Origin of the sequence: Palleronia abyssalis (assembly GCF_900302445.1) — a bacterium.
Taxonomy (GTDB): domain Bacteria; phylum Pseudomonadota; class Alphaproteobacteria; order Rhodobacterales; family Rhodobacteraceae; genus Palleronia; species Palleronia abyssalis.
Genome location: NZ_ONZF01000010.1, coordinates 1 through 20,768, shown reverse-complemented (window position 1 = coordinate 20,768; position 20,768 = coordinate 1). Strand labels below are relative to the sequence as shown.

Sequence of the window (20,768 nt, the reverse complement as noted above, 5' to 3'; positions counted from 1 at the left end):
TGGCTCTAATATGTGATTATCCGTTACCGCCGTCAGCCTCCATGCCGAGAGAATGCTGACCGCCACAAGCACTTTGTGGCTTTGTACGCGCTGGTTCACAATGAGCGCTGCTTATGAGTCGGTGTCGCCGGAATTTCTCGTCTTTTCACCCCGCGCAGCAGCTGAGTTTGGCTACATCCTTGTCGAAGGTTTGTGCGGCGAGTTTCAGCCCTTCGACCGTGGTCAAATAAGGAAAGATCGTCTCTCCGAGCGCCCGTGCGGTCATGCCGAATATCAGCGCCATTGCCAGTGTCTGAATCGTGTCCGACCCCTCCGGTGCTGCGATCTGACCGCCCAGCAGGCGGTCGGTCTTCGCGTCGGCCACCAGCTTAATCACGCCGCGGGTATCGCGTGCAGCGACGGCGCGGGGCACGTTGTCGAGCGTGATCACACTGGTTTTGACCTTGTGCCCCGCCGCCTTGGCCTCAACCTCCGAAAGGCCGACGCCGGCCACTTGCGGGTCGGTAAACACGACCCACGGCATCGCCGCGTTGTCATAGCGCATCTGCTCCAATCCAAGGGCATTGTTGATCGCCACCTTGGCACCATAGGCCGCCATGTAGACGAACTGGTCACGGTCAGTGACATCGCCCGCGGCCCAGACGCCGGCACGCGTGGTCGCCATGTCCTGACCGACCTTGATAGAGCCGCGTGCGTCGGTCTCGATGCCAAGCTCTTCCAATCCAAGGTTCTCGGAATTGGCGATCCGGCCGGTGGTCACAACCAGCCGTTCGGCGGTCAGATCCTCGGTCTTACCACCCCGTTCGACAATCAGATTGACGCCGCCCGCAGCTTTCGCGACCGAGACGTAAGCAAGACCGGTCTCGACCGCGATGTCTTCGGCCTTCAGCGCTTGCGTCAGCGCCTGGGCCACCTCCGGTTCGGCGCCCGGCAGGAGGCGCGAGCGGGTCACTAGCGTGACCTTCACCCCCAGCCTTGAAGCCATTTGCGCCAGCTCGCAGCCGATATAGCCGCCGCCCAGCACCAAGATGCTTTCGGGCCGGTCAGGCAAAGTCAATAGATCGGTGGAATCGAGGGGCTCCACTGTGTCGATCCCCTCGATCGCTGGCAGGTGGGGGCGCGAGCCGGTGGCGATCAGGACGCGCGGGGCGGATATCACCCGTCCTCCAACAGCGACGCCACCCTCGACCAATCGCGCCGGGCCATCCTCGATATAGGTAACGCTTTTATAGGCGGGCAGCAGGTCTATATATTTCTTGTGCCGCATCTCCTCGACCAGATCGGTGGTGCCTTGCACTACGGCACCCCAATCCACCGCATGATCACAGGGCTCGACGCCCGGGAACCGGGCGGCCGACGCGCCGCCATGCACCGCCTCTGCGGCGCGGATCATCGCCTTGGACGGCACGCAGCCGACATTCACACAGGTGCCGCCGGTGGTGCCGTGCCCGATAAGCGCCACGCGCTTTCCGGCATCGGCTGCCGTGATCGAGGCAGAAAACCCGGCCGAGCCGGCACCAACGACAATGAGATCGTAGTTGTCATCGCGGGTTTCACTGGCAGTGCAGCAATCGTCTTTCGTTACAGTTTGGTCCATTGGTTCTTCCTTAGCTTGCGATCGGTATCGCGACACGGCCCCGATCAATAATTTTGAATCACACCATCGAACCGATGTCGGAGGCATAGCTCGGATAGGCGAAAATCATGGCCTTGATCTGGTTGGCGGTCTGCCCGGCACCCATGGCCATGGCGAAAAGATTGATCTGCTCCTCGGAGCCCGGCCCGATCAGATGCGCGCCGAGGATCTGTCCGCTGCCCTCTTCGACAAGAACCTTGAATCCGGTATGTTTCGCGCCGACGCGCAGCGACGAATACCAGTCCCCTGTCTTTTCGAAATGGGTGTCGAACTTCAGCCCCTGTTCCCTGGCCACCGCTTCCGACAAGCCCACGGTGGCCACCATCGGGAGGGTGAAGACTACCGACGGGATCGGCGGATAATCCACGGTACGCTCGTCTTCTCCAGCCAGCAGGTTCTTGCCTGCCACACGCCCTTCGAAGGCGGACACCGGGGTCAGCTTGGGCCCACTGGCAGCGCAGTCGCCCGCGGCGAAGATCGCCGGATTGGTGGTGCGCATCGCGTCGCTCACCTTGATGCCACGGCGTGAGTATTCGACGCCGGCGGCCTCAAGGTTAAGGCGATCGATATTGGGCACCCGGCCCGTGCCATGCACCACCAGATCGCAAGTGATCGTTTCGGTGCCGTCGGGAGTTTCCACCGTGACGGTGAATTCGTCGCCCTGCTTTTCGATCTTCGCCACCTTCGCCTTGGTGCGGAGATCGACGCCGAGCTCTTCGGTTGCCTCAACCAGCATTGCGACCAAGTCGGGATCGAAAGGACCCAAGGGGCGGTCCATCATCTCCAGCACTGTCACTTCGCGCGCGCCCGCCCGCTTGACAATATGGGCGAATTCCATGGCGATGAAGCCGCCGCCGACAAAGGCGATGCGGTTCGGTCGCTCAGGCAGTTCCAGGAATTCGGTGCTGGTGGTCAGATGCTCTTCGCCCGGGATGTTCAGCGTCATCGGCCGCGCGCCGGTGGCGATATGAAAATGCTTCGCGGTCAGGGTCTCGCCGTTCAACTCGATCGTATTGGGGCCGGTGAACCGTGCCAGCCCATGCAAGACGTCGATCCCCGCTTTTTCCAACCCGGCTTCGATGCGCGGTGGCATAGCTTCGGTGAAGCTGCGCTTGAAGGCGATCATGTCGGGCCAGTTGACCGAAGGTTGCGCCTCCAGCCCCTTGCCTTCCATGTTTTCGGCCCATTCGACACCCTCGGTGACCGCGACCAGCATTTTCTTGGGGTCGCAGCCGCGCAGGGCGCAGGTGCCGCCATGGGGTTCGCTGTCGATGCTGGCGACGCTCCAGCCTGCATCCGCGGCCATCCGGGCGACGCCATTTCCAGCGGTGCCGCCGCCGATCACGATGAGGTCATAGGTCTTGGTCATACCTGTTCCTTTCCTTGTGCCAGTTTCTCTTGATCCGGCTCACTGCTGAACTGCCTGATTTTCTGAGCCAGAGCGCATATCCCGCCACCGCCAAAGCGGCGGCAACCGAGATCCGCAGAGCAAAGCGGAACTCCAGCCAGAACAGCAGAGCCGAAAGAACAACCGCCAAGCCGATGAGAAGGGCTTTCGGACTGTGCCCTGGTCTGCCGGCTTGCTGCCACAGGGCATATGCAACCGCACTCAGCGAGGCGAAGAGCATCGGGAAAAGCGCGTAGTCGAGCCAACCAACAACGGCAGAAAGTCCGACCCCGGCGACGATCAGCACCAGGAACGGCGTGAAGCAACAGATCGCCGCAAATACGCTGCCGATGAGGCCGCGCCGCAAAAGGGTCGTGGGTTCATTGTTATTGTTCATGTCTGTCATGCTGTCTCCAGCTCCGAGTGCGGGTCGGTGAATGCGATCAGAAATCGCCGGACTCGACGATGTCCGCCGAATAGCCGGTGGCGCGGATTGCTTCGACGATCATGTCCTGATCGGCGGCCTCGTCATCAAAGGCGACGATGTAGGTGCCGGTGCCGAATTCCTCTCCTTCCATGAAGTCGATGATCTCGACCGAGGGAACGCCCCGCATGGCCGCCGCCACCGTGTAGGAGCAGGTCGGGCATGTCAGTTCGCCTACCCCGATATTGATGCGCTGTTCGGCGGCGCTGGCGGGGGAAGCTGCGAGAGTGCCAACGACCGCAAGGGCAAGATGGAGTGACTTCATGGGTTCGGCCTTTCAGTAGGACAGAAGGTATGGGGTGAGATAGGGAAAGATCATCGCGACGGTGACGATGGCGGTGGCAATCCAAAGAATGGATCGCATGAGTTTCCGGTTCATGGGGCGCGCGCAGGTGCCATCCGCGCAGGCCTCAGTCGGGATCGGACGGTAGGCCTTGTAGAATCCATAGCCGATGCAGGCGGCACTCAGCGCGAAGGTGATCCATTTGTACTGGTAGAGAACGCCCAGCTGCGCAATGAAAACGCCGGTAACGCCGAAGCTGACCAGCACCAGCGGCAGGATGCAGCATGAGGTCATCGCCAGCGCGCCAAGCGCGCCGAGCCAGGTTGTCGTCCATGCCTTTTTGTCGGCAGCCCCTGTTTCGTCCATTGCCGTCTGCCGGTCGGCGGATGTGGTTTCAGTCATGGTTCGAATCATCCTTGCCTCAGTGATGATCTCAATCTAGGGTCTGTAGCAGGTACAGGCTCAAGAGGGTCAAACGTGAAAAATCGTCACAGATCGGTGAAGGTCCTCAGGCGCGGAGATCTGGCCAGGCTGACCGGCTGCAATCTCGAGACCATTCGCTACTACGAGAACATCGGCGTTATGCCCGAGCCGCCGCGCTCCAGCAAAAACTATCGCGTCTACGATGATCGGCATGTCGCGCGCTTGTGCTTCATCATGCGCGCGCGCGAGCTTGGGTTCACGCTCGACGAAGTCCGCGATCTGCTCGCCTTGGTCGATGGCGGTGCCCAGACCTGCGGCGAGGTGCAGGGTCTGGCAAATTCGCATCTCGCCTCGGTCCGCGCCAAGATCGACGATCTCAAACGCATCGAACGCGTGCTGTCTTCCACCGTGGCGCAATGCACCGGTGACGATGTCCCTGAATGCCCTGTGATCGACGCGCTGACGGAGGTGACCTGAAGGGCCATAGTTGAGGACGCCCATGCATGTCAGCCAAGCGGACAATGGTGCCAGCGCCGTTGTTTGCGATCATTCGTTCCCCGCGGAGTCCTGCGTGGTCGCCGCATGTTCGGGGACCAGATAGCGCGGCACGATCCACAGATAGGCGACCATGCCGAAGAGCTCGACGAGCGACTGGAAGACGATGACCACGGCCGCCACGTTCCACTCCGGTCCAAGCACCAGCACCAGCGGAAGTACGACGAAGGAGTTGCGGGTTCAGAGCGAGAAGATGACCGTTCGTCACCCGCTAGTGGACAATCCGGCCGCCCGCCCGGTCGCCGCACCGAGAAGTGCTGCGGCGACGAGGTAGGCGACGTAGGCGCCCGCCACCTGCGCCAAAACCGGCAGCGCATCCCGTACCGCGTCGACTTGCGAGGCCGCGATCAGGAACACCACGACAGCCAGAAGCGGAACCGGCAGCCAGGCGAGGCGATTTACGATCGCGGCCCGCTCCGGGCGCGCCTCTGCCCAACGCTCCAGCAGGAAAGCCGCTGTGAGCGGCAGCAGGACAAGCGCCGCAAAGACGGCGGCAATGCGGTCGGCGGCGAGAAGCTCAAAGAATGCCTCGCCGAGAAAAAGCCAAAGGAAGAGCGGCAGACTGGCGAACTGAACCGCGAGGAGGATCGGTGTCGCGGACGCGGCACGCACCGCATCGCCGCGACCGAGATGGGTGAATGTGATGAACCAGTCGGTGCAGGGCACCAGCAGCACGACAAGCACCCCGAGCCGAAGCGCAGGATCGTCAGGCAGGAACGCGATCAGCCCCCAGACCAGCAGCGGCACCAGGACGAAATTGCCGATCAACATGGTGCCGATGAAACGCCGGTCGCGCGTCGCGCGCGGCAGGTGCGCTAGCGGCATCTGAGCGAAGGTAGTGAAAAGCATAAGCCCCAACACCGGCGAAAGCAGCGCCTCGAACACCCCCGAGATACCGGGGGCGAGCGAGCCCAAGACCAGACCGGAAAGGATGGCAGCGAGGTAGATCCAGGCTTGATGGCGTTCGAGATTTTGCAGCTTCATGTCCTGCCCCTGCTCTTTCCGAAGGCGATTTTCAAGAAGACATCACTCGACATGCCATTGCGACAACGGCTCGTTCGTCGCTTGGAGCGTTGTATGGTCTGTCCGGTTTATACCCGCAGACCGGTCACGACCCAGTCGACAATGCTTTCATGGTAGTTGGGGACGTGGCGATAGCCGAATTGTCTCAGCCGATCAGCCGAACTCTTTGACCTCGAGCATCTGCAAAACGGTGCTCCTCACCGTTTCAGCCGTGCTGCGGATAGACGCAACATCGGCGCGCACAGATCGCTTCGACAATCAGTTTGTGGCGCGCCACATTCGGAACCGTCCTTGCCCTGTTAGCTCGCGGACCAGATCCCGCGCTTCCATCCAGGCGAGGTTGCGCTGGACAGCGGCGCGGCTGGCTCCGGTCAGGGCCTCGGCCATAGGGGCAGAGACCAGGGGCCATTCGGTCAGCACTCCGCGCAGGGCTGGCGGCGTCTTGCCCGAGAGTGGGGTCATCTCGGCTTCCGCCAGCGCCGACCATGTCTCGATATCGTCGAGGTGCCGCATCGCGGTCAGGCAGGCCGTTTCCATTTTCTCGAGCCCGCGCGCCAAACGTTCAGCCGGGGGGCCGCCGGCGCGCAGCGCCCCCGCCCCACCCATGGCCAGGGGTGCGAATATTGCCCCCTCGCCCTCATGCGCGGCAATGCGCGACGCCGTGACCGCCGCTTCCATTCGGTTGCTCTGCTGTCCGAGGCCCGCGAGGCTCCAGAGGTGAAACCCCATGCAGGCACGCGTGATCGGGTGCAGGTCGGCGGCTTGCGCCATCAGGTCAAGCCACCCGCCCGCGCGATCCGCGAAGGGCTCGGCTTCATCCACCATGTTCTCGGGGTCACGGCGATCGAGGAAGGCGGACAGGTCCACGTCTGGGCCGGGACCGCCTGTAAGACGCCGCACCGCCCATCCGACACGCGCAAGCGCTGCGGTGTCGTCCTGCACGCCGGACAAGCGCATGGATATCCAGAGCGCCAGCCGATCCGGGCCAATTCGGTCGCCTGCAAACCAGCTGAGGTCTGCCGCCTCGATCAACGCAAGCCTGTGCCGCCAGCCTTCCGGGCCACGCTTCAGACGGTCGTCTAGCGCCCCGATCCGGCCGGCCACACGGGCAAGGCGGGCAGCATGGCCCGCCTCGGCACGTCGCCAATCGTCAAGAACAGCGGTCTCACGCACTTCGGCCCTAGGTCCGGGCGGCAGATAATGCGGCTCCTCTTCCATCGGACCGGGCAGGAACCACAGGTCGTCCTCAGAAGTCTCTTCAAGCTCCTCCGCATCCTCAAGAGGATCATCAAAAATATTATACTTTATACATGCCTGAGGCTCCATATGTGCAAAATATGGCATTTTTGCATTTTACCCAAGGGTTTTGTCAGGGTGCGCCTGCACACTTTATATAGCACGTGCGCGCAATGGTCTGCGAGAGCTCGCTGATCGCGCTCAGCGTAAGGGAACCAAGGGCTTTGGACTGAACAGCCCCACAGAGCCGGCACTTGCATTCGCTTACAAACGGTCGTTTAGTAGCGGTATCCTAAACTGCAAACGGCCCGTTTTTATGCCCCTCATAGGCTATGCCCGCGTCTCCACAGACGATCAGACCCCCCTGCCCCAGTCTGAGGCCCTGCAAACCGCGGGATGCGTCGAAATCTTCGAGGAACACGCCTCGGGCGGCGACCGCGCGCGGCCGGTGCTGGCGCGCGTGCTGGAGCGCATCGGCAAGGGCGATACGCTGGTGGTCGTGCGCATCGACCGCCTTGCACGGTCTTTGTCGCACCTTCTCGAGGTGATCGAGCAGTTGGAGGCCAAGGGTGCGTTCTTTCGCTCGATCCAGGACCCGATCGACACTGCATCGCCGCAAGGTAAGTTCACGCTGCAGGTTCTGGGGGCCGCGGCCGAGTTCGAGCGCGCCCTGATCCGCGAGCGCACCAAGGCCGGGCTTGCGAGCGCGCGTACAAAGGGCCGCGTGGGCGGCAACCCCGGACTGCGGGCCAAAGACCCTGTTGCTCTTCGCAAAGTTCGACTGGCGCGACAGGATGGCTACATGGAGCGCCTGAACGAAACGGCACAAGACTGGGTGCCCCATGTGCGCCGTCTGCGCCCCGACTTGGCTTGGGAAGACGTGGTGCGCATCATCAACGGCCCCTTGCCCGAGGCGCGTCGCTGGACCCAAAGCCGCCTGCTACGCGCTGTGAAGGCCTATGTCCGCGACGGCTTCCTGCCTACCGAGGTGCTGACCCGCGCCGGGCACCGCGAAACCGACGACCGCCTGCCCGCCATTGTTGCTGGCATCAAAGGCGCAGATCCCGACATCACGCTTCAGGCAATTTGTGATCGGCTGCAGGCGATGCGCGAACGCACGCCGCGCGGGCGGACAAGCTGGCAGCCTTCGTCGGTGAAGATGCTGCTGGAGCGGGCGGAACGACTTGGCCTCATGCCGTACGAATCGAGCCAAGATCAGGTGTAGCTTCTGACCCGAATCCAAAAAATTTCACCGGGAGAAAACTCCGCAGGAGGCAGAAAGTGCCATTAGTTGTTTGGGGTTAGCTGCTATTGTGCCAACTCAACAGAGTAGCGGCTCGATTCGGTTAGATCTACATTTAATATATCTATATCAATGACTTGCTGAGTTCTTTACGCGGCAACACCTATAGGTGCTGTGGATAACTTTTGCACTACATCTAGATTCTTCTTGCCGGACTCGCTGGATCGTGGCATTCCCATTCTGACGGCAAATTGCGTCAGACACGTTGTGCGTCGTCAAAATGATCAAGAGCCTTAACAGGGGCCAAGAGCGGGCGGCAGGATATGGATGATCGAAACGTTGGATATGCGCAAGGCATAGGCTCTTCTGACATCGGCACGTTTGCCGACAATCTGGCCGAGTCATTGGATCGGCAGATGAAGATCGCCTTCGAACCCGAAGAGCGTAAAGCCTTGCGCCGTTTCAGCTCGACCGAAGTTGCCGGTCTCCTGCGCGTAAGCACGTCTAACCTGCGCAACCGGCACAAGGACGGTAGCTTCCCGGAAGTGCATACTGATAACCGCGGGCACCGATTCTACACAGCCCAAGAAGTGGACGAATTGCGTAACATCTTGGAGCGCACAGGAAAGAACGCCGAATCGTATCGGCCAGGTCGACGCGTTGGCGACCGACTTCAGGTGCTATCGGTCGTCAATTTCAAAGGTGGTTCGTCGAAAACAACAGCGACTATACATCTTGCACAGCGTTATGCCTTGCGCGGCTACCGTGTTTTGGTCCTGGATCTCGATCCGCAAGCAAGTTTGACCACATTTTTCGGCTTTCGGCCTGAGCTCGAGTTCGCCGAGGGCGGAACAATCTATGATGCTTTGAGATATGAGGATCAGGTTCCGCTCTCTGACGTGATCCAAAAGACCTACTTTCACAAACTCGACATGGTTCCGGCGGGCTTGATGCTCTCGGAGTACGAAACCGAGACAGCAAACGCGCTCGCCCGTCGGATGCAGCCCATTTTTGCGGAGCGGCTCGCCTTAACGCTCGAGGAGATAGAGGCAGATTACGACATCGTATTGATCGACTGCCCTCCTCAACTCGGCTTTCTGACTCTCACGGCATTGGCGGCGTCTACGGGGCTCCTGGTAACCGTCGTGCCAGGCATGCTCGACATCGCTTCCATGAGCCAATTCCTGAAACTTGCGTCAGAAACGGTAAAGGCCGTGGAAGAAGCGATTGGACGGCGTGTGACATGGGATTTCGTCAAATTCCTGATCACAAGGTATGAGCCATCAGACGGGCCACAGACCCAAATGGCTGGCTACCTGAGATCAATTCTCGCCGGCCAGGTCATGACTGAACCCATGCTGAAGTCTACCGCAATCTCTGACGCCGGAATGACCCAGCAAACCGTCTACGAAGTTGATCCCGGCCAGTTCATCAGGAAAACGATTGATCGTGCTCTGACCAGCGTGAACGGCGTTGCCGATGAACTGGAGCAGACGATCCAAATGGCATGGGGGCGTCGCTGATGGCCAGAAACATTTTCAACCAACCTCCGAAGGACGAAAAAGAGAGCGCGGCTCCCTCCCCTACCCTGCAAAAGGCTGCAAAGCTGCCCGGCTCTGTTGGCGGATTGCGGGACTCCTTGCGCGAAATCACGGCCAATTCGATCCGGGACATCGAACCCGATCAGATTGACATGGATGGCCTTCGCGATCGGTTGGTGCTGGAAGATACGAGTATCGACGAGCTTGCCGAGAGCATTCGCAAGCATGGCCAACAAGTGCCGATCATGGTCCGCCCATCGGGCCAACCCGACAGATACCGCATCATCTACGGTCGCCGTAGACTGGCGGCGATCCGCAAGATCGGAGGAACGGTCAAGGCAATCGTTCGCACATTGGACGACGACGCCTCGCTTATCGCACAGGGTCAAGAGAACAACCTTCGACTTGATCCGTCTTTCATAGAAAAATCTTTGTTTATCAAAGAGATGCAGGAAATTGGATATAAACCCGGCGTCATTCAGGATGCTTTGGGATTAACCCGGCAAGGCGTGTCCAACCACCGGGTCGTTATCGATCAACTGCCTGATGGGCTTGTTCAGCTTATCGGGCCGGCACATGGCATCGGAAGACGGCAGTGGGGTGATTTAGTGGCCCTATCGGAAAAGGTAGACTTGGTGAATTCGGCCAAAGAGGTGATCGCCGCCCTGCCCGACGACACTCCAAGCCCCGAGAGGTTTCAGGCGGTCTATTCTGCTTGCTCGCACAAGGCTCGTGCAGACAAGAAACCGACCAGTCGCGGCGTGACGTCCCTCGTCAAGAATGAGAGCGGCGACACTGTCGGAACGCTGACAGTCGATCAGAAAGCGGTCGCCATCAAGATAGCCAAAAAGGACAACCCGGAATTCGGCCAGTGGCTCGAGGAGCGTGCGGAAGCTACGCTTTTGCAACTCTTCGATGAGTGGCGGAATGAGAGCGGCTCTGGGTCCTAACCCAGGCCACATAGAGGAACCCGAGCAAAGGAGAAAAGCGAAGACCAGAAAGAAAAGAGCCCCCCAAAGTTTCCCCTGGAGAGCCCTCATCATTCGATTTGCACTCATGATGTAGCAACCTCCAGCAAACCGGTCAAGAGTCACCGATTCGGTGAACCGATTTTTATTGCCTTTTCCCAGATAAAATCTTGGGAGGAGACAGGGAAGCTGTGGGCCGAACGGTCATCGTGAACAAACCATGGCATTTACAAAACTGTCGATCGATGCCGCAGGTGCTGATGCAACCCGCGGCTCATTTCCCCCATCCGAAACCGACGTCTGGACCATCTTCAGGGCTCTGAGAGATGCCCGCAGCGTGTTTGGTCTACGTCCTGGCCACATACAGACACTTCAAGCCATGCTCAGTTTCCTGAAGCCTGGCCATGGCGAAACGGTTTTTGCGTCGAACAATTCAATCTGCCGGCGCGTTGGTGGAATTGACGAACGGACACTCCGCAGGCACATCAACCGTTTCGTTGAACTCGGATTCATCAAGCGCAATGACAGCTCGAACCGAAAGCGCTACCGCGTTCGCTCGTCCGGCGGGGAGTGCATCAGTTATGGATTGTCGCTCGCCCCCCTGCTCCAACGTGCAAGCGAGCTTATCGCCATCGCGCAAGAGATGGAGAATAACCGGCGTGATCGGATATTTGTCCGCAAACAGATCCTTACAAAGCTCGCCCATTTGGAAGAGTACGATCCCAGCAACGCATTCATCAACTACGCACGGAGAGCTCTACGCAGGAAGCTAAGCCTCCCCGAATACCACGCTCTGCTCGCCAGTACAGATGCAGAATGCCAGAGTTTATCTACCCCAGATGACCCACCAGAAACTATGGAATTGCCCGCCAATGACGGACAAACTGTCCGGCACCAATCTAAGTCTAAAAAAGAAAAAAAAGATTTAGATAACGACGTAGCCGATGAAGAACTGAAGCCACACTTGCTGACCTCAGTCTGCGATCAGGCAACATCCTTCTCCACAGTGAGACTTAGAAACTGGTTGGACATTGAAAAGCATGCTCGAACACTTGCACCCATGATGGGCATTCATCCAGAAACATTCGAGAAAGCCAAGAGTGCTATAGGAGTTCAGAAAGCGTCATGCGCGATCTTCATCATGCTACAGCTTGGAAAACGCATCAGGGATTTCGGGGCGTATTTTCACAGTATCACCCTGGGTCAAAGGCAAAACCAATTTGATCCACTAGCTTTGATCAAGCGACTGTCCGAAACCAATGAGCGAACTGTCTAATGTCCACCGCGGTGGACTTCAAACGGGAAGCGGCGCTTATGGCAGCCACAACTGTCCAAACGCTCCTAGCGGCGCGTGGTGGTTGTTCAGTTTACCTCAGACCAGCAGATGTCCACCGCGGTGGACAGGTGCCACACGAGCGACCCTTGATGGAAATCTCGCCACCCATGAAAGAAATCGGCGGTCAGGCATTACACCCTAAATCCCTAGAGTTATTGTGGGAGGTCGCCATCTCCAAACAGGTTCGGAAAGAGCCGCTCTCGATAATCCAACGGAAACGCCAACCGAACTGGCGTCTTCGGCGAGGCGGAAGTCAGGTATCCGGCGGCGGTGAGTTTGCTCAGCGTATTGCGTGCCGTACGCTCGGACGTCTTGAGCACAATCTGCGCATCGCCCCGTTCCAGTGCCCCATGCCGAAGAACCGCCGAGATTAGTTCCGGCGCTCGCTTGTCATCGATGGTATCTGCAACAAGACGACGATACCGTTGGTCCAGTCCGCCGAGATCGAACAATCTTGCTGAGAAGGTGATCTGGTCGAGCGTCACCTTTAGGAACCATTCACTAAACGTCTTCAGTGCCGCTTCTGACAGGTTCCCCCGTCCGTCGCGGTCTCCGCGGCGTGGACTGTCGGCCAGATCCATCATCCGTTTGTACTCGCCCCGATCGGTTAGCCCGCGGGCCAGCCCACGTGATACGGACCAGAGCCCTTGGCCACCAATCCCCGCTGTGAGGGCCATGGCATGAGACATCAGTCTGCTGACACGACCGTTCCCATCCGGGAAAGGGTGGATGTAGTTGAGCCGGTGATGTGCAGAGGCGATCGCGATGATCCGTCCGCTCGAAGACCGCGCCGCAATCTGAAATCGTTTGTCGAAATGGTCCATGAATGCCGCGACGCGCGACGATGAAGGAGGTAGGTGGCGCCCGACCGCAACTTCCCGATCATCATCCTGGCGCATGCGTCCCGGAACGATGGGCTCTTGTGTGCCGTCGGGATGTTCGATGACCCGAAACTCATCCGGCATCTCTTCGTAGAAGCTCTTATGGACCCAAGTCAGGAATTCGACGGATGTGGGGCGGGGCAGGGTGCCCTTGCGATGCATCTCGTCGATGGCCCGTTGAACGATGACGTGCGCTCGGGCCTCAAGGGCGAGGGGACGGGTTTCTTCCTCAAGCTCGGCGCCCGCCAGCGCCCTTTCGATGTCGCGGGGGCGCGTGTTGTGTCCTTCGATCAGGTTGGAGTAGTAGCAGTTCATCACGCGGACGAGATCGGCAAGCTCGGCTGCGCTGTCAGGATGCAACCCTTGTCCCAGCCCGGTGGCTTCCCTCTGGATGTCGACCGAAAGGTCTGCCAGTTCTGTGGGAATATGCTCCTCGAAGAAGCAGGGTTCGATCCTGGCGGGTGTTTCCAGCATTTTTGCCGATCTTCCATGTTTGCAAAGTAATTGAAAAATAAACACATTTCGTACTTTCAAGCAAGGTTTTGCCGATATGCGTTGCCGATCTTGCCTGCCGATCTGGAATTGCTGCATGAAATCAATGGCTTCGGCAGAAGGGCCGGGCTTTTCGGTTTTGTTGTGTGCCCAAAGGGGCCGGAAAAAGAGAAAGTGTCCTTCGGGTTTTGTGACTGACGGATGAGGGCCTTTGGGGTCCCTCAGATGGGTCCGGGCCGGATTCCGGTCTGCTGTTATTGATGAAGGGCATTCCGATGCAAACAGGTGTCTTGTGCGTGTTACGCGCGACCGCCGCCTCGTGGTGGCGGCACAAGGAACTACGCCGAACCGGCCAGACGGGCCAGGCACTGCAGCTCGAGCGTGAGACCGTCCTGCGTGATCTCGGCTATCTGAAGCAGGCGGCGTCATTGCCAAACGCGCACGTGATCTGCGGCGAGGGTGGGACATTCCTCCATCTCGGTTGGACCACCGTTTCGACCTTCGCGCCGATCGAGCGCTTTCCCTTGGCCACTCTTGCGGTCGCACGAGGGACGCCCTTCATCGATATCCGACCCGTCACCGATGTCATTGCCTTCGCGAGACTGCCGCGGGTGGCGCGGGACGGATCGGTCGACCCTGATCCTTGCGGTTCTGGCAGATCCGTCTCGCTGACCGCCTACATCGACATGGTCGAAGCCCTCGGTGCCAGGATCGCCAACGATCCGAGGCCCCTTCAGTCAATCTGATCACCATTCCCTCTCACCAAAACTCGAAAGGAGGCCAGCCATGGCCCGATCCCGCACGACCAAATTCGATGCCTCCGAGGTCATCACAAACGAAATCATCCGCATCATCGAGCGCGGCGTCCTGCCGTGGCGCAAGCCCTGGACCGCAGGCGGCAGCTCACGCCCCCTGCGCGTGGGCGGCGAACCCTACCAGGGGGTGAACAACTTCCTGCTGACGATGCGGACCGTGATGGCGGGCCACAGCTCTCCCTTCTGGATGACTCTGCCTCAGGCCAATGCGTTGGACGCAAAGGTCCGCAAGGGCGAGAAATCCTCTGTCGTCGTCTATTACGGCCAAAGCCGGAAAGACGCGGGCGGCGAGGACGACCGCAGCGATGGCGATGATCGCTCCGAGGAAGCCCGCATCTTCCGCTTCCAGAAATCCTACCGCGTGTTCAATGCCTGCCAGATCGATGGCCTGCCCGACAGCTTCTTCCCAGACCCGGAGCCCGCGCCCGAGCATCCGCCGTCCGAGCCCATCCCGCACATGCAGGCGTTTTTCGATGCCATCTACATCACGACCGTCTTCACGGGCACGGAGGCGTACTATTTGCCCCCCGTGGACAAGGTCTACATGCCATCCATCACGCGGTTCCAGGACCCGCGCAATTTCTACGGGGTCTGGGCGCATGAGCTGGCCCATGCCACGAAGGCCCGGCATCGACTGAACCGTGATTTCGGGTTCTCGAAGTTTGGCAACACCTCTTACGCGCGCGAGGAGATCGTCGCGGAATTGACCTCGGTGTTCCTGGGTCAGACGCTCGGCTTTACGGCGCATACGCTCGAGATGAATGCTGCCTACCTCCATAACTGGTTGCGCGTTCTTCGGTCGGACAAGGGTGCGATCTTCAAGCACGCCGCGGATGCGCAGCGCGCCTGTGATTACCTGATCGCCAGATCGGAGGCGGGCAGGGCAGGGGGCCGAGCCAAGGCCGCCTGACCACAGGGAGAACGGAGACGCCCATGTCACGTAAGGAACCCAAGACGCTGCGGGTGGCCTGCTTCAACGACGGCCGCCGCAAGATCATCACCTTCAAGCACGGCGCCTATTGGTGGAGCCCGTCCGAGGGCGCTTATCCGCTCTCGGCGGCACTTGAGACCATCAAGCACCAAGGCGGCTGGATCGAAACCATCCCCAACCCGAGTTACAGACCCAAGCGATTGTTCGGGTAGGGCCCCTTCTGCTTCTGTCCTGCCGCCAGGGGGAAAAAGAAAAAGCTGGCTTTTGGAAGGGTGTTTCAACTTCTCAAAGGAGCACCCCATGTCCATGACAGGACAACCCCAGACAGACCGCCCTGATCCGAGTGTGATCGCAGCGCAGAACGACGCGTTTCGCAAGCTCGCGTGCCTCGGTGTGCCAACCGCCCAGTCTATCCAGGGCCGCATGCATGTCACCCGCTCAATTATGAATGCCGGTGACGGCTTCATGGCCGAGGCGGTGAAGGCCACGGGCATGTTCGAGACCTTCGAGCCCGAGAACGATCCCGAAGGATGGCATGATTTCGGGGCGGTCGAGGTCCGCGGCGAGACCGTGTTCTGGAAACTGGATTTGTACGAAGCGGATTCCGACTTCCGCTATGGCGCCGAGGCCCCGGACAATCCCGCCACCACCATGCGCGTGCTGACCATCATGCTGGCGCGCGACTGGTAGGGGAGGGGACACCCCTCCTGACAGCCCAGGCGATGAAGGCCCGCTGACCCCTCAAAGGGAGAGTGGGCCTTTTGTTGTGGTGATCCCTGAAGACGGGGATTGGCCGCGCATCTGAATGCGCGGGCCGCTCCAAACCCACCGAAAAGGAAACGCCATGACCACAAGCTTCAAACCCGTCTCCGTCGCCATCGGCGATCTGGTCTCACATCCCGCCAATGTGCGCAGCAACTCGCCGGAAACCTATGATCCTGAGAACATCGCCCATCTGAAGGCAAGCATCGCCGTTCTGGGTCTCCTGCAGCCGCTCATGGTCCAGAAGCTCGACGGCAAATATGCTGTCCTCGCCGGTGGCCGTCGGCATGCCGCGCTGAAGGAGCTGGTCGCGGACAGGGCCGCGAAAGGCTTCACGGCGAAGGCCAAGATCGACTGCCGTCTTGTGCCAGAGGATTGCGATGTCACCACGGCCCTGTCGCTCGCTGAGAACATCACCCAGGCGCCGATGAATGCCATCGACGAGTTCGAGGCTTTCGCGCGGATGATGGAGGTCGACGACCAGACGCCCGAGACGATCGCAAAGACCTTCGGCACCACGGTGGCGGCCGTGAAAGGCCGGTTGCGCTATGGCCTGATCCACCCCGACATCCGCGCCGCGGCCCGGGCCAAGACGATCACGCTCGACACGATGAAGGCCTTTGCGGAGCATCCGAGCCAGGAGGTGCAGCGCGAAGTCTTCGAGGCGCTCACCAAGGAAGATAGCTACCTGCAGGCCTATACGGTCCGCCAGGCGCTCAAATCCCGCGGCGTGCAGGTCAGTGACGATATCGGGGCCTTCGTGCGCGCGGACTACGAGGCGCGGGGCGGCGCTGTCGCCGCTGACCTTCTGGAAGAGCATTCCGTGCTCGAAGACGCCGCGCTGGTCGAGACCATCCTGCTCGAGAAGCTCGGTGCCGCCGCCGAAGAGGCCCGCATAAAGCTGGGCTTTGCCTGGGCCGATGCCATGGTCCGCTATGATTACGCGACCATGGCCGACTACGGCCGCGTTTATCCCGGCCCGATCGAGCCTGATGAGGCTGCGCAAAAGCGCATCGATGAGATCACCGCCGAGCTTGAGAAACTGCAGCTCGAGATGGAGGATGAGGGGCTCGAGGACGGTGCCTACAACGCGCTTTACGAGCGCGTGGACGCCTTGGAAGAGGAAGCCCGCGACCTGCAGGAGGCCTACAGCGCCGAGGACCTCGCGCGGTCTGGGGTAATCGCGTCCTGGTCGGGCGGGCAGGTGACCCTCCATGTTGGCCTCGTCCGCCCGGAAGACACCGTCAAAAAGGAGGGCGCGCGCGGCTCCTCGGCTAGCCCGACCGGGGAGGAGGCCCCAGACGCCGGCGAAATCACCTATCCGGCCTCACTGGCTGAGGACCTCAAGACCGAGCGAGCCATGGCGCTTGGGGCCGCGATGGCGCTGCATCCGGAAGCTACGCTCGATCTGACGCTCTTCAAGCTGGTGAGCGACGTTCTGGCCAGCGGCATGAGTGTCACGCAGGCGATCAAGATCGATGCCCGCAAGGAATACCGCAGCCATGCCAAGATGGACGAGATCGACGCAACCTCGCTCGAGCAGGTGGCGGCGGCGCATGAGGCGCTGGACCTCTCCTGGCTCGATGACACCCGCGCGCCCGCCGATCAGTTCGCGGCGTTTCGCGCGCTGGAGGCAGGCGAAAAGGCCAAGCTCGTGGCCTATGCGACCGCCAGCACGACGCAGTCCTGCTTCGCGCGGGACCGCCAGCGCGACAGCCTGATGCATGCGTTCGAGATCGAGATCATGCCCGACATCCGCGCCCACTGGACGCCGAATGCGGCGCTCTTCAACCGCTTCAAGAAGGCTTGGCTCCTGAAGATCCTCGGCGAGGATCTGGGTCTCGCCCAGGAGGCGGTGACGCTGGCCTCGTCGAGCAAGAAGGAGATCGTCGCCTTTTGTGACAAGCTCTTCGCCGAGCCCTTCGCCACGCTCACGGACGCGCAGCGCGCTGCCGTGGCCGCCTGGTGCCCGCCCATGATGCAGACAGCCGGTGTCGCCTGTGATGAGGCGGAGCCCGCGGCGGAAACCCCGGAGCCTGACGGCGACATCGCGCAAGCGGCCTGAGTCCTCACGCGACCCGCGCGTGGACCATGCCGCCCGCGCGGGTCGACCCTTCCAAACCGAACAGAAAGACATCCCCATGGCTATTCTCAAGTTCTCTGCCTCCGCTGTTGCGGCGCAAATCGCACATGCGCGTGCCTGCAAGACCTTCCTGCCCAACTGGAACGGGCCCGTGGACAGGCCGGCCCTGATCCTCATCGTCGGCAATGGTGTGCATCTGCGCTCAAACGGCATCGATGGCACGACCACCCGTATCGTTACCACCGAGCAGGCCGATCCCTCCTTCGCCTTCGCCGACGGCATGAACCCGTTTCGGGACACCGACTGGATGGCGCAGCGCCGCATGGCGTTTCGCGATCTGACCGGCCAGTTTTACACCGACATCCTGGATGACGTGCAGGTGCTCATCGACCGGGGGCGAGGGGCCATCCGGCTCGCCACCGATGGCCACAGCATCCGCGTCTTCGTGCGCCGGGCCTCGGACTATCTCATCGGCGGGACCTACGAAGTGCCCTCGGGCCTCGGTGGCACCTTCAGGGTCATCCTCAAGGATGCCTGCGACACCTTTGCGATCGTGCAGAACTGTGGCAATTGCGAGGATTTTGACGCCATGCAGCCCTACCGCGTGCCGCTCGATGCGCTGATGGAAATCGATGACCGGAGGGCGGCGTGATGGGTTGGCTCTTCTACACCGACGGCCGCGTCCAGACCTACGCGGATGAGAAAGCGGAGATTGCTCGGCTGTGCACCTTCGAGGGCGAAAGGCGCAAGACGGAACTGGTCAAAGCCTGCAAGGTGGGTTCGACTTGGTACGCGGCGGCAAAGGTCACAAATATCGACGGCACCCCTGTCGAAGACACGACCTATGTCACCGATGCGGATGGCTCCATCACTTTCGCCGCCGTATTCCTTACCCGATATGATGACGGCTGCTGGGGCTACAAGGACATGGAGGAAAGCGCGGGACCGGTCGAATCCCGCGCGCCACTGAGCCTATTGGCCCTGCTGTCCGAGCTGAAAGACCCAGACAGCTATGCTCATGCCTGGCGCCAGCGCTGCCAGGACTGGGCTGCGATCCCGGACTACGAGGAAGGCGACAAGATCAAGCTCGCCACCCCTGTGACGCTCACCGATGGCAGTACCTGCCAGATTGTCACCGCGACCCACTACAGGCGTGGGCGGCAAAAGCGCCGCTGCTACCGCATCGAGGAAACTGGTGGGCTCGTACGCCTGTCGAAGGCCTCGCTTGCGGGCTCGGAGCTGCTCAGCTCCACGAAAGGTGCGGCTAGCCCGGTGCTGGCGGAGTTCCTGGCGGGGCGAAATTAGGTCCTGCGCCGGACGGTTCATCGACCTGCCCGGCGACAGCAGATGCTGCGGCTTGTCTTGACAAGGCAATGCAAATGCATTACCTATCGCGGGCAGCAAAGCCCCTTTTCTTCAGGAGACTGCCATGACAGCCCTCGCACAAGATGTCTCGAAACTCACGGATCGGTATCAGACGACCGTGCCGGCGGGTGTGCGCAAACAGCTCAAGCTGGGCAAGGGCGACCAGATTCGTTACTGCACCGAGCCGAGTGGCAGGGTCTATATCGAGCCCGTGCGCAGCGACGAGGAAGATCCCGTGCTCGGAGCCTTTCTCGATTTTGTCGAGGCCGATATCAAGGCGCATCCGGACCGCATTCGGGCTTTCGATGGGGCTTTGCATGACCGTCTTGCAGCACTGGTCGGAGACGTTGATGTCGATCTCGATGCGCCGCTATCGCTCGAGGATGAATGAGCGGCGATAGCGTGCCCGCCCAAGCGCCCCTTGTCGTGAATGGATGGTCGATTTATGCGCACCCACTCTTTCTGGACCAGCTCGAAGGGCTGGTCGAGGAGGTAGAGGCGCGTAAGGCTCGCGATCCCAAGACCTGGCACAAGAAAAACCCGACGAAACGGCTGGCCGCCATCTTCAAGCTGGTCACCGAGGCCATACCTGCAGATCCGGGTGCCGCCGCCTTCCGGCAAGGCGGCACACTCGGCGATCACCGCAAGCACTGGTTCCGGGCGAAATTCTTCCAGCAGTATCGGCTGTTCTACCGGTTCAACAGCGATGCGAAGGTCATCGTGGTGGCCTGGGTGAACGACGACAAGACCCTGCGCGCCTACGGCAGCAAGACGGATGCCTATGCGACGTTCAAAGGGATGTTGGAAGATGGCAATCCACCCGACAATTTCGACGCGCTCTTGAAAGAAGCTGCAGCGGCGGGCAAGCGGTTCGAAACTTCCCTTGAAGCGGTGCCCGATCGGTAAGTGGCCTAGGATGATTTTCTGCGACCCTAACTGCACCGCCGTTTACGGTATCACGCAAGGTGATGTAACCTCACGCCTTAACAAGGTTGGAGAGAACGCAATGGACGAAACGGGAAAGGAAGGGCCACTTCTTGGTCTCGATGAGCGATGCGCGTCCCAGATGAAGCGGGGCCGTTTGCCAGTCGCGGTGCACGTTGCAGACATGCCCCATGGCCATGGCAAGCTTCTGGATGAAGCTCTCGAGGAGCATTTCCATGGCCGCTGAAGCGAATTCTTATGACACGTGGTTTTGCGCGCAGGTGCAGGCCGCGCTGGAGGATGCAGGCTCGGGAACATCTCAGGTTCAGGTGATGCAGGCCGCACAGGCACTGATTGATGCGAAGCGGCAGGTCGAACCCAAGTCCTGACCAAGCCTTGG

The 20,768-nt window shown here is 60.5% G+C and carries 25 protein-coding genes; 15 read left to right on the top strand and 10 right to left on the bottom strand.

Annotated elements, in window-relative coordinates:
- Window positions 1-145 precede the first annotated feature (145 nt).
- The 5 genes from merA to PAA8504_RS16805 are packed head-to-tail and all read right to left on the bottom strand — an operon-like array spanning window position 146 to window position 4,192.
- Window positions 146-1,597, bottom strand: coding sequence for a mercury(II) reductase (merA, locus tag PAA8504_RS16825; protein ID WP_050672454.1), 1,452 nt, complete (start codon window positions 1,595-1,597; stop codon window positions 146-148).
- Window positions 1,598-1,655: 58 nt separating this feature from the next.
- Entirely contained in the window at window positions 1,656-3,005 is a 1,350-nt protein-coding gene (locus tag PAA8504_RS16820; RefSeq protein WP_050672455.1) for a dihydrolipoyl dehydrogenase family protein, read from the bottom strand.
- Window positions 2,989-3,429, bottom strand: coding sequence for a mercury resistance system transport protein MerF (gene merF, locus PAA8504_RS16815; protein ID WP_081285561.1), 441 nt, complete (start codon window positions 3,427-3,429; stop codon window positions 2,989-2,991). The genes PAA8504_RS16820 and merF overlap by 17 nt, the downstream gene beginning before the upstream one ends.
- Window positions 3,430-3,466: 37 nt before the next feature.
- Complete coding sequence (locus PAA8504_RS16810; RefSeq protein ID WP_048535538.1) at window positions 3,467-3,772, bottom strand: heavy-metal-associated domain-containing protein; 306 nt, start codon at window positions 3,770-3,772, stop codon at window positions 3,467-3,469.
- Window positions 3,773-3,784: 12 nt separating this feature from the next.
- The gene (locus tag PAA8504_RS16805) at window positions 3,785-4,192 is read right to left on the bottom strand and encodes a mercuric transporter MerT family protein (RefSeq protein WP_009824452.1); all 408 of its coding nucleotides are present in this window, start codon (window positions 4,190-4,192) and stop codon (window positions 3,785-3,787) included.
- 96 nt (window positions 4,193-4,288) lie between these two features.
- On the opposite strand from PAA8504_RS16805, the gene PAA8504_RS16800 reads away from it, so the two are divergent.
- On the top strand, window positions 4,289-4,690 hold the full coding sequence (locus PAA8504_RS16800; protein ID WP_037953553.1) for a MerR family transcriptional regulator: 402 nt from the start codon (window positions 4,289-4,291) through the stop codon (window positions 4,688-4,690).
- 69 nt (window positions 4,691-4,759) lie between these two features.
- Here the strand turns inward: PAA8504_RS16800 and PAA8504_RS22555 are convergent, their stop codons facing one another.
- The 3 genes from PAA8504_RS22555 to PAA8504_RS16790 all read right to left on the bottom strand — a co-directional run bounded on the left by PAA8504_RS22555 (window position 4,760) and on the right by PAA8504_RS16790 (window position 7,117).
- Entirely contained in the window at window positions 4,760-4,918 is a 159-nt protein-coding gene (locus PAA8504_RS22555) for a hypothetical protein (protein ID WP_231886353.1), read from the bottom strand.
- A gap of 54 nt (window positions 4,919-4,972) precedes the next feature.
- Window positions 4,973-5,752, bottom strand: a complete 780-nt coding sequence (locus tag PAA8504_RS16795) for an arsenic resistance protein (protein WP_245897674.1) — start codon at window positions 5,750-5,752, stop codon at window positions 4,973-4,975.
- 297 nt (window positions 5,753-6,049) lie between these two features.
- On the bottom strand, window positions 6,050-7,117 hold the full coding sequence (locus PAA8504_RS16790; RefSeq protein WP_065324511.1) for a hypothetical protein: 1,068 nt from the start codon (window positions 7,115-7,117) through the stop codon (window positions 6,050-6,052).
- Between the two features lie 226 nt (window positions 7,118-7,343).
- Here PAA8504_RS16790 and PAA8504_RS16785 point away from each other — a divergent pair, with 226 nt between their 5' ends.
- From PAA8504_RS16785 to repC, 4 genes are all read left to right on the top strand, one after another.
- The gene (locus PAA8504_RS16785) at window positions 7,344-8,252 is read left to right on the top strand and encodes a recombinase family protein (protein ID WP_108895361.1); all 909 of its coding nucleotides are present in this window, start codon (window positions 7,344-7,346) and stop codon (window positions 8,250-8,252) included.
- A gap of 341 nt (window positions 8,253-8,593) precedes the next feature.
- Window positions 8,594-9,793, top strand: coding sequence for a plasmid partitioning protein RepA (gene repA / locus PAA8504_RS16780; RefSeq protein WP_108895360.1), 1,200 nt, complete (start codon window positions 8,594-8,596; stop codon window positions 9,791-9,793).
- A complete protein-coding gene (gene repB / locus PAA8504_RS16775) occupies window positions 9,793-10,761 on the top strand; it encodes a plasmid partitioning protein RepB (protein ID WP_245897673.1) in 969 nt (322 codons plus the stop codon). Before repA ends, repB begins: the two co-directional genes overlap by 1 nt.
- 238 nt (window positions 10,762-10,999) lie before the next feature.
- A complete protein-coding gene (repC, locus tag PAA8504_RS16770; RefSeq protein WP_108895358.1) occupies window positions 11,000-12,055 on the top strand; it encodes a plasmid replication protein RepC in 1,056 nt (351 codons plus the stop codon).
- A gap of 212 nt (window positions 12,056-12,267) precedes the next feature.
- On the opposite strand, the gene PAA8504_RS16765 is transcribed toward repC, so the two are convergent.
- Entirely contained in the window at window positions 12,268-13,470 is a 1,203-nt protein-coding gene (locus tag PAA8504_RS16765) for a Fic family protein (RefSeq protein ID WP_108895357.1), read from the bottom strand.
- 278 nt (window positions 13,471-13,748) lie between these two features.
- On the opposite strand from PAA8504_RS16765, the gene PAA8504_RS16760 reads away from it, so the two are divergent.
- The 9 genes from PAA8504_RS16760 (at window position 13,749) to PAA8504_RS16720 (ending at window position 20,350) form a co-directional block, all read left to right on the top strand.
- On the top strand, window positions 13,749-14,234 hold the full coding sequence (locus PAA8504_RS16760; protein WP_107817799.1) for a hypothetical protein: 486 nt from the start codon (window positions 13,749-13,751) through the stop codon (window positions 14,232-14,234).
- Window positions 14,235-14,274: 40 nt separating this feature from the next.
- On the top strand, window positions 14,275-15,213 hold the full coding sequence (locus tag PAA8504_RS16755; protein ID WP_108895356.1) for an ArdC family protein: 939 nt from the start codon (window positions 14,275-14,277) through the stop codon (window positions 15,211-15,213).
- Between the two features lie 23 nt (window positions 15,214-15,236).
- On the top strand, window positions 15,237-15,446 hold the full coding sequence (locus tag PAA8504_RS16750) for a DUF6330 family protein (protein WP_108895355.1): 210 nt from the start codon (window positions 15,237-15,239) through the stop codon (window positions 15,444-15,446).
- An 88-nt stretch (window positions 15,447-15,534) separates the two neighbouring features.
- Entirely contained in the window at window positions 15,535-15,924 is a 390-nt protein-coding gene (locus tag PAA8504_RS16745; RefSeq protein ID WP_043754131.1) for a DUF3768 domain-containing protein, read from the top strand.
- Window positions 15,925-16,078: 154 nt separating this feature from the next.
- Window positions 16,079-18,061, top strand: a complete 1,983-nt coding sequence (locus PAA8504_RS16740; protein WP_108895354.1) for a ParB/RepB/Spo0J family partition protein — start codon at window positions 16,079-16,081, stop codon at window positions 18,059-18,061.
- 76 nt (window positions 18,062-18,137) lie between these two features.
- A complete protein-coding gene (locus PAA8504_RS16735; RefSeq protein ID WP_025042408.1) occupies window positions 18,138-18,731 on the top strand; it encodes a hypothetical protein in 594 nt (197 codons plus the stop codon).
- Window positions 18,731-19,384 (top strand): DUF6927 domain-containing protein, encoded by a 654-nt coding sequence (locus PAA8504_RS16730; protein WP_024099305.1) that lies wholly within the window; start codon window positions 18,731-18,733, stop codon window positions 19,382-19,384. Before PAA8504_RS16735 ends, PAA8504_RS16730 begins: the two co-directional genes overlap by 1 nt.
- A gap of 124 nt (window positions 19,385-19,508) precedes the next feature.
- Window positions 19,509-19,835, top strand: coding sequence for a type II toxin-antitoxin system PrlF family antitoxin (locus tag PAA8504_RS16725; RefSeq protein WP_005668772.1), 327 nt, complete (start codon window positions 19,509-19,511; stop codon window positions 19,833-19,835).
- On the top strand, window positions 19,832-20,350 hold the full coding sequence (locus tag PAA8504_RS16720) for a type II toxin-antitoxin system YhaV family toxin (RefSeq protein ID WP_108895353.1): 519 nt from the start codon (window positions 19,832-19,834) through the stop codon (window positions 20,348-20,350). The genes PAA8504_RS16725 and PAA8504_RS16720 overlap by 4 nt, the downstream gene beginning before the upstream one ends.
- Window positions 20,351-20,420: 70 nt before the next feature.
- Here PAA8504_RS16720 and PAA8504_RS22140 read toward each other — a convergent pair whose 3' ends face one another.
- Window positions 20,421-20,606 carry a hypothetical protein gene (locus PAA8504_RS22140; RefSeq protein ID WP_181375849.1) on the bottom strand — a complete coding sequence of 62 codons (186 nt, stop codon included), beginning with the start codon at window positions 20,604-20,606 and terminating at the stop codon, window positions 20,421-20,423.
- On the opposite strand from PAA8504_RS22140, the gene PAA8504_RS16715 reads away from it, so the two are divergent.
- Window positions 20,605-20,757 carry a StaA gene (locus PAA8504_RS16715; protein ID WP_108895352.1) on the top strand — a complete coding sequence of 51 codons (153 nt, stop codon included), beginning with the start codon at window positions 20,605-20,607 and terminating at the stop codon, window positions 20,755-20,757. The genes PAA8504_RS22140 and PAA8504_RS16715 overlap by 2 nt on opposite strands.
- Window positions 20,758-20,768: the final 11 nt, after the last annotated feature.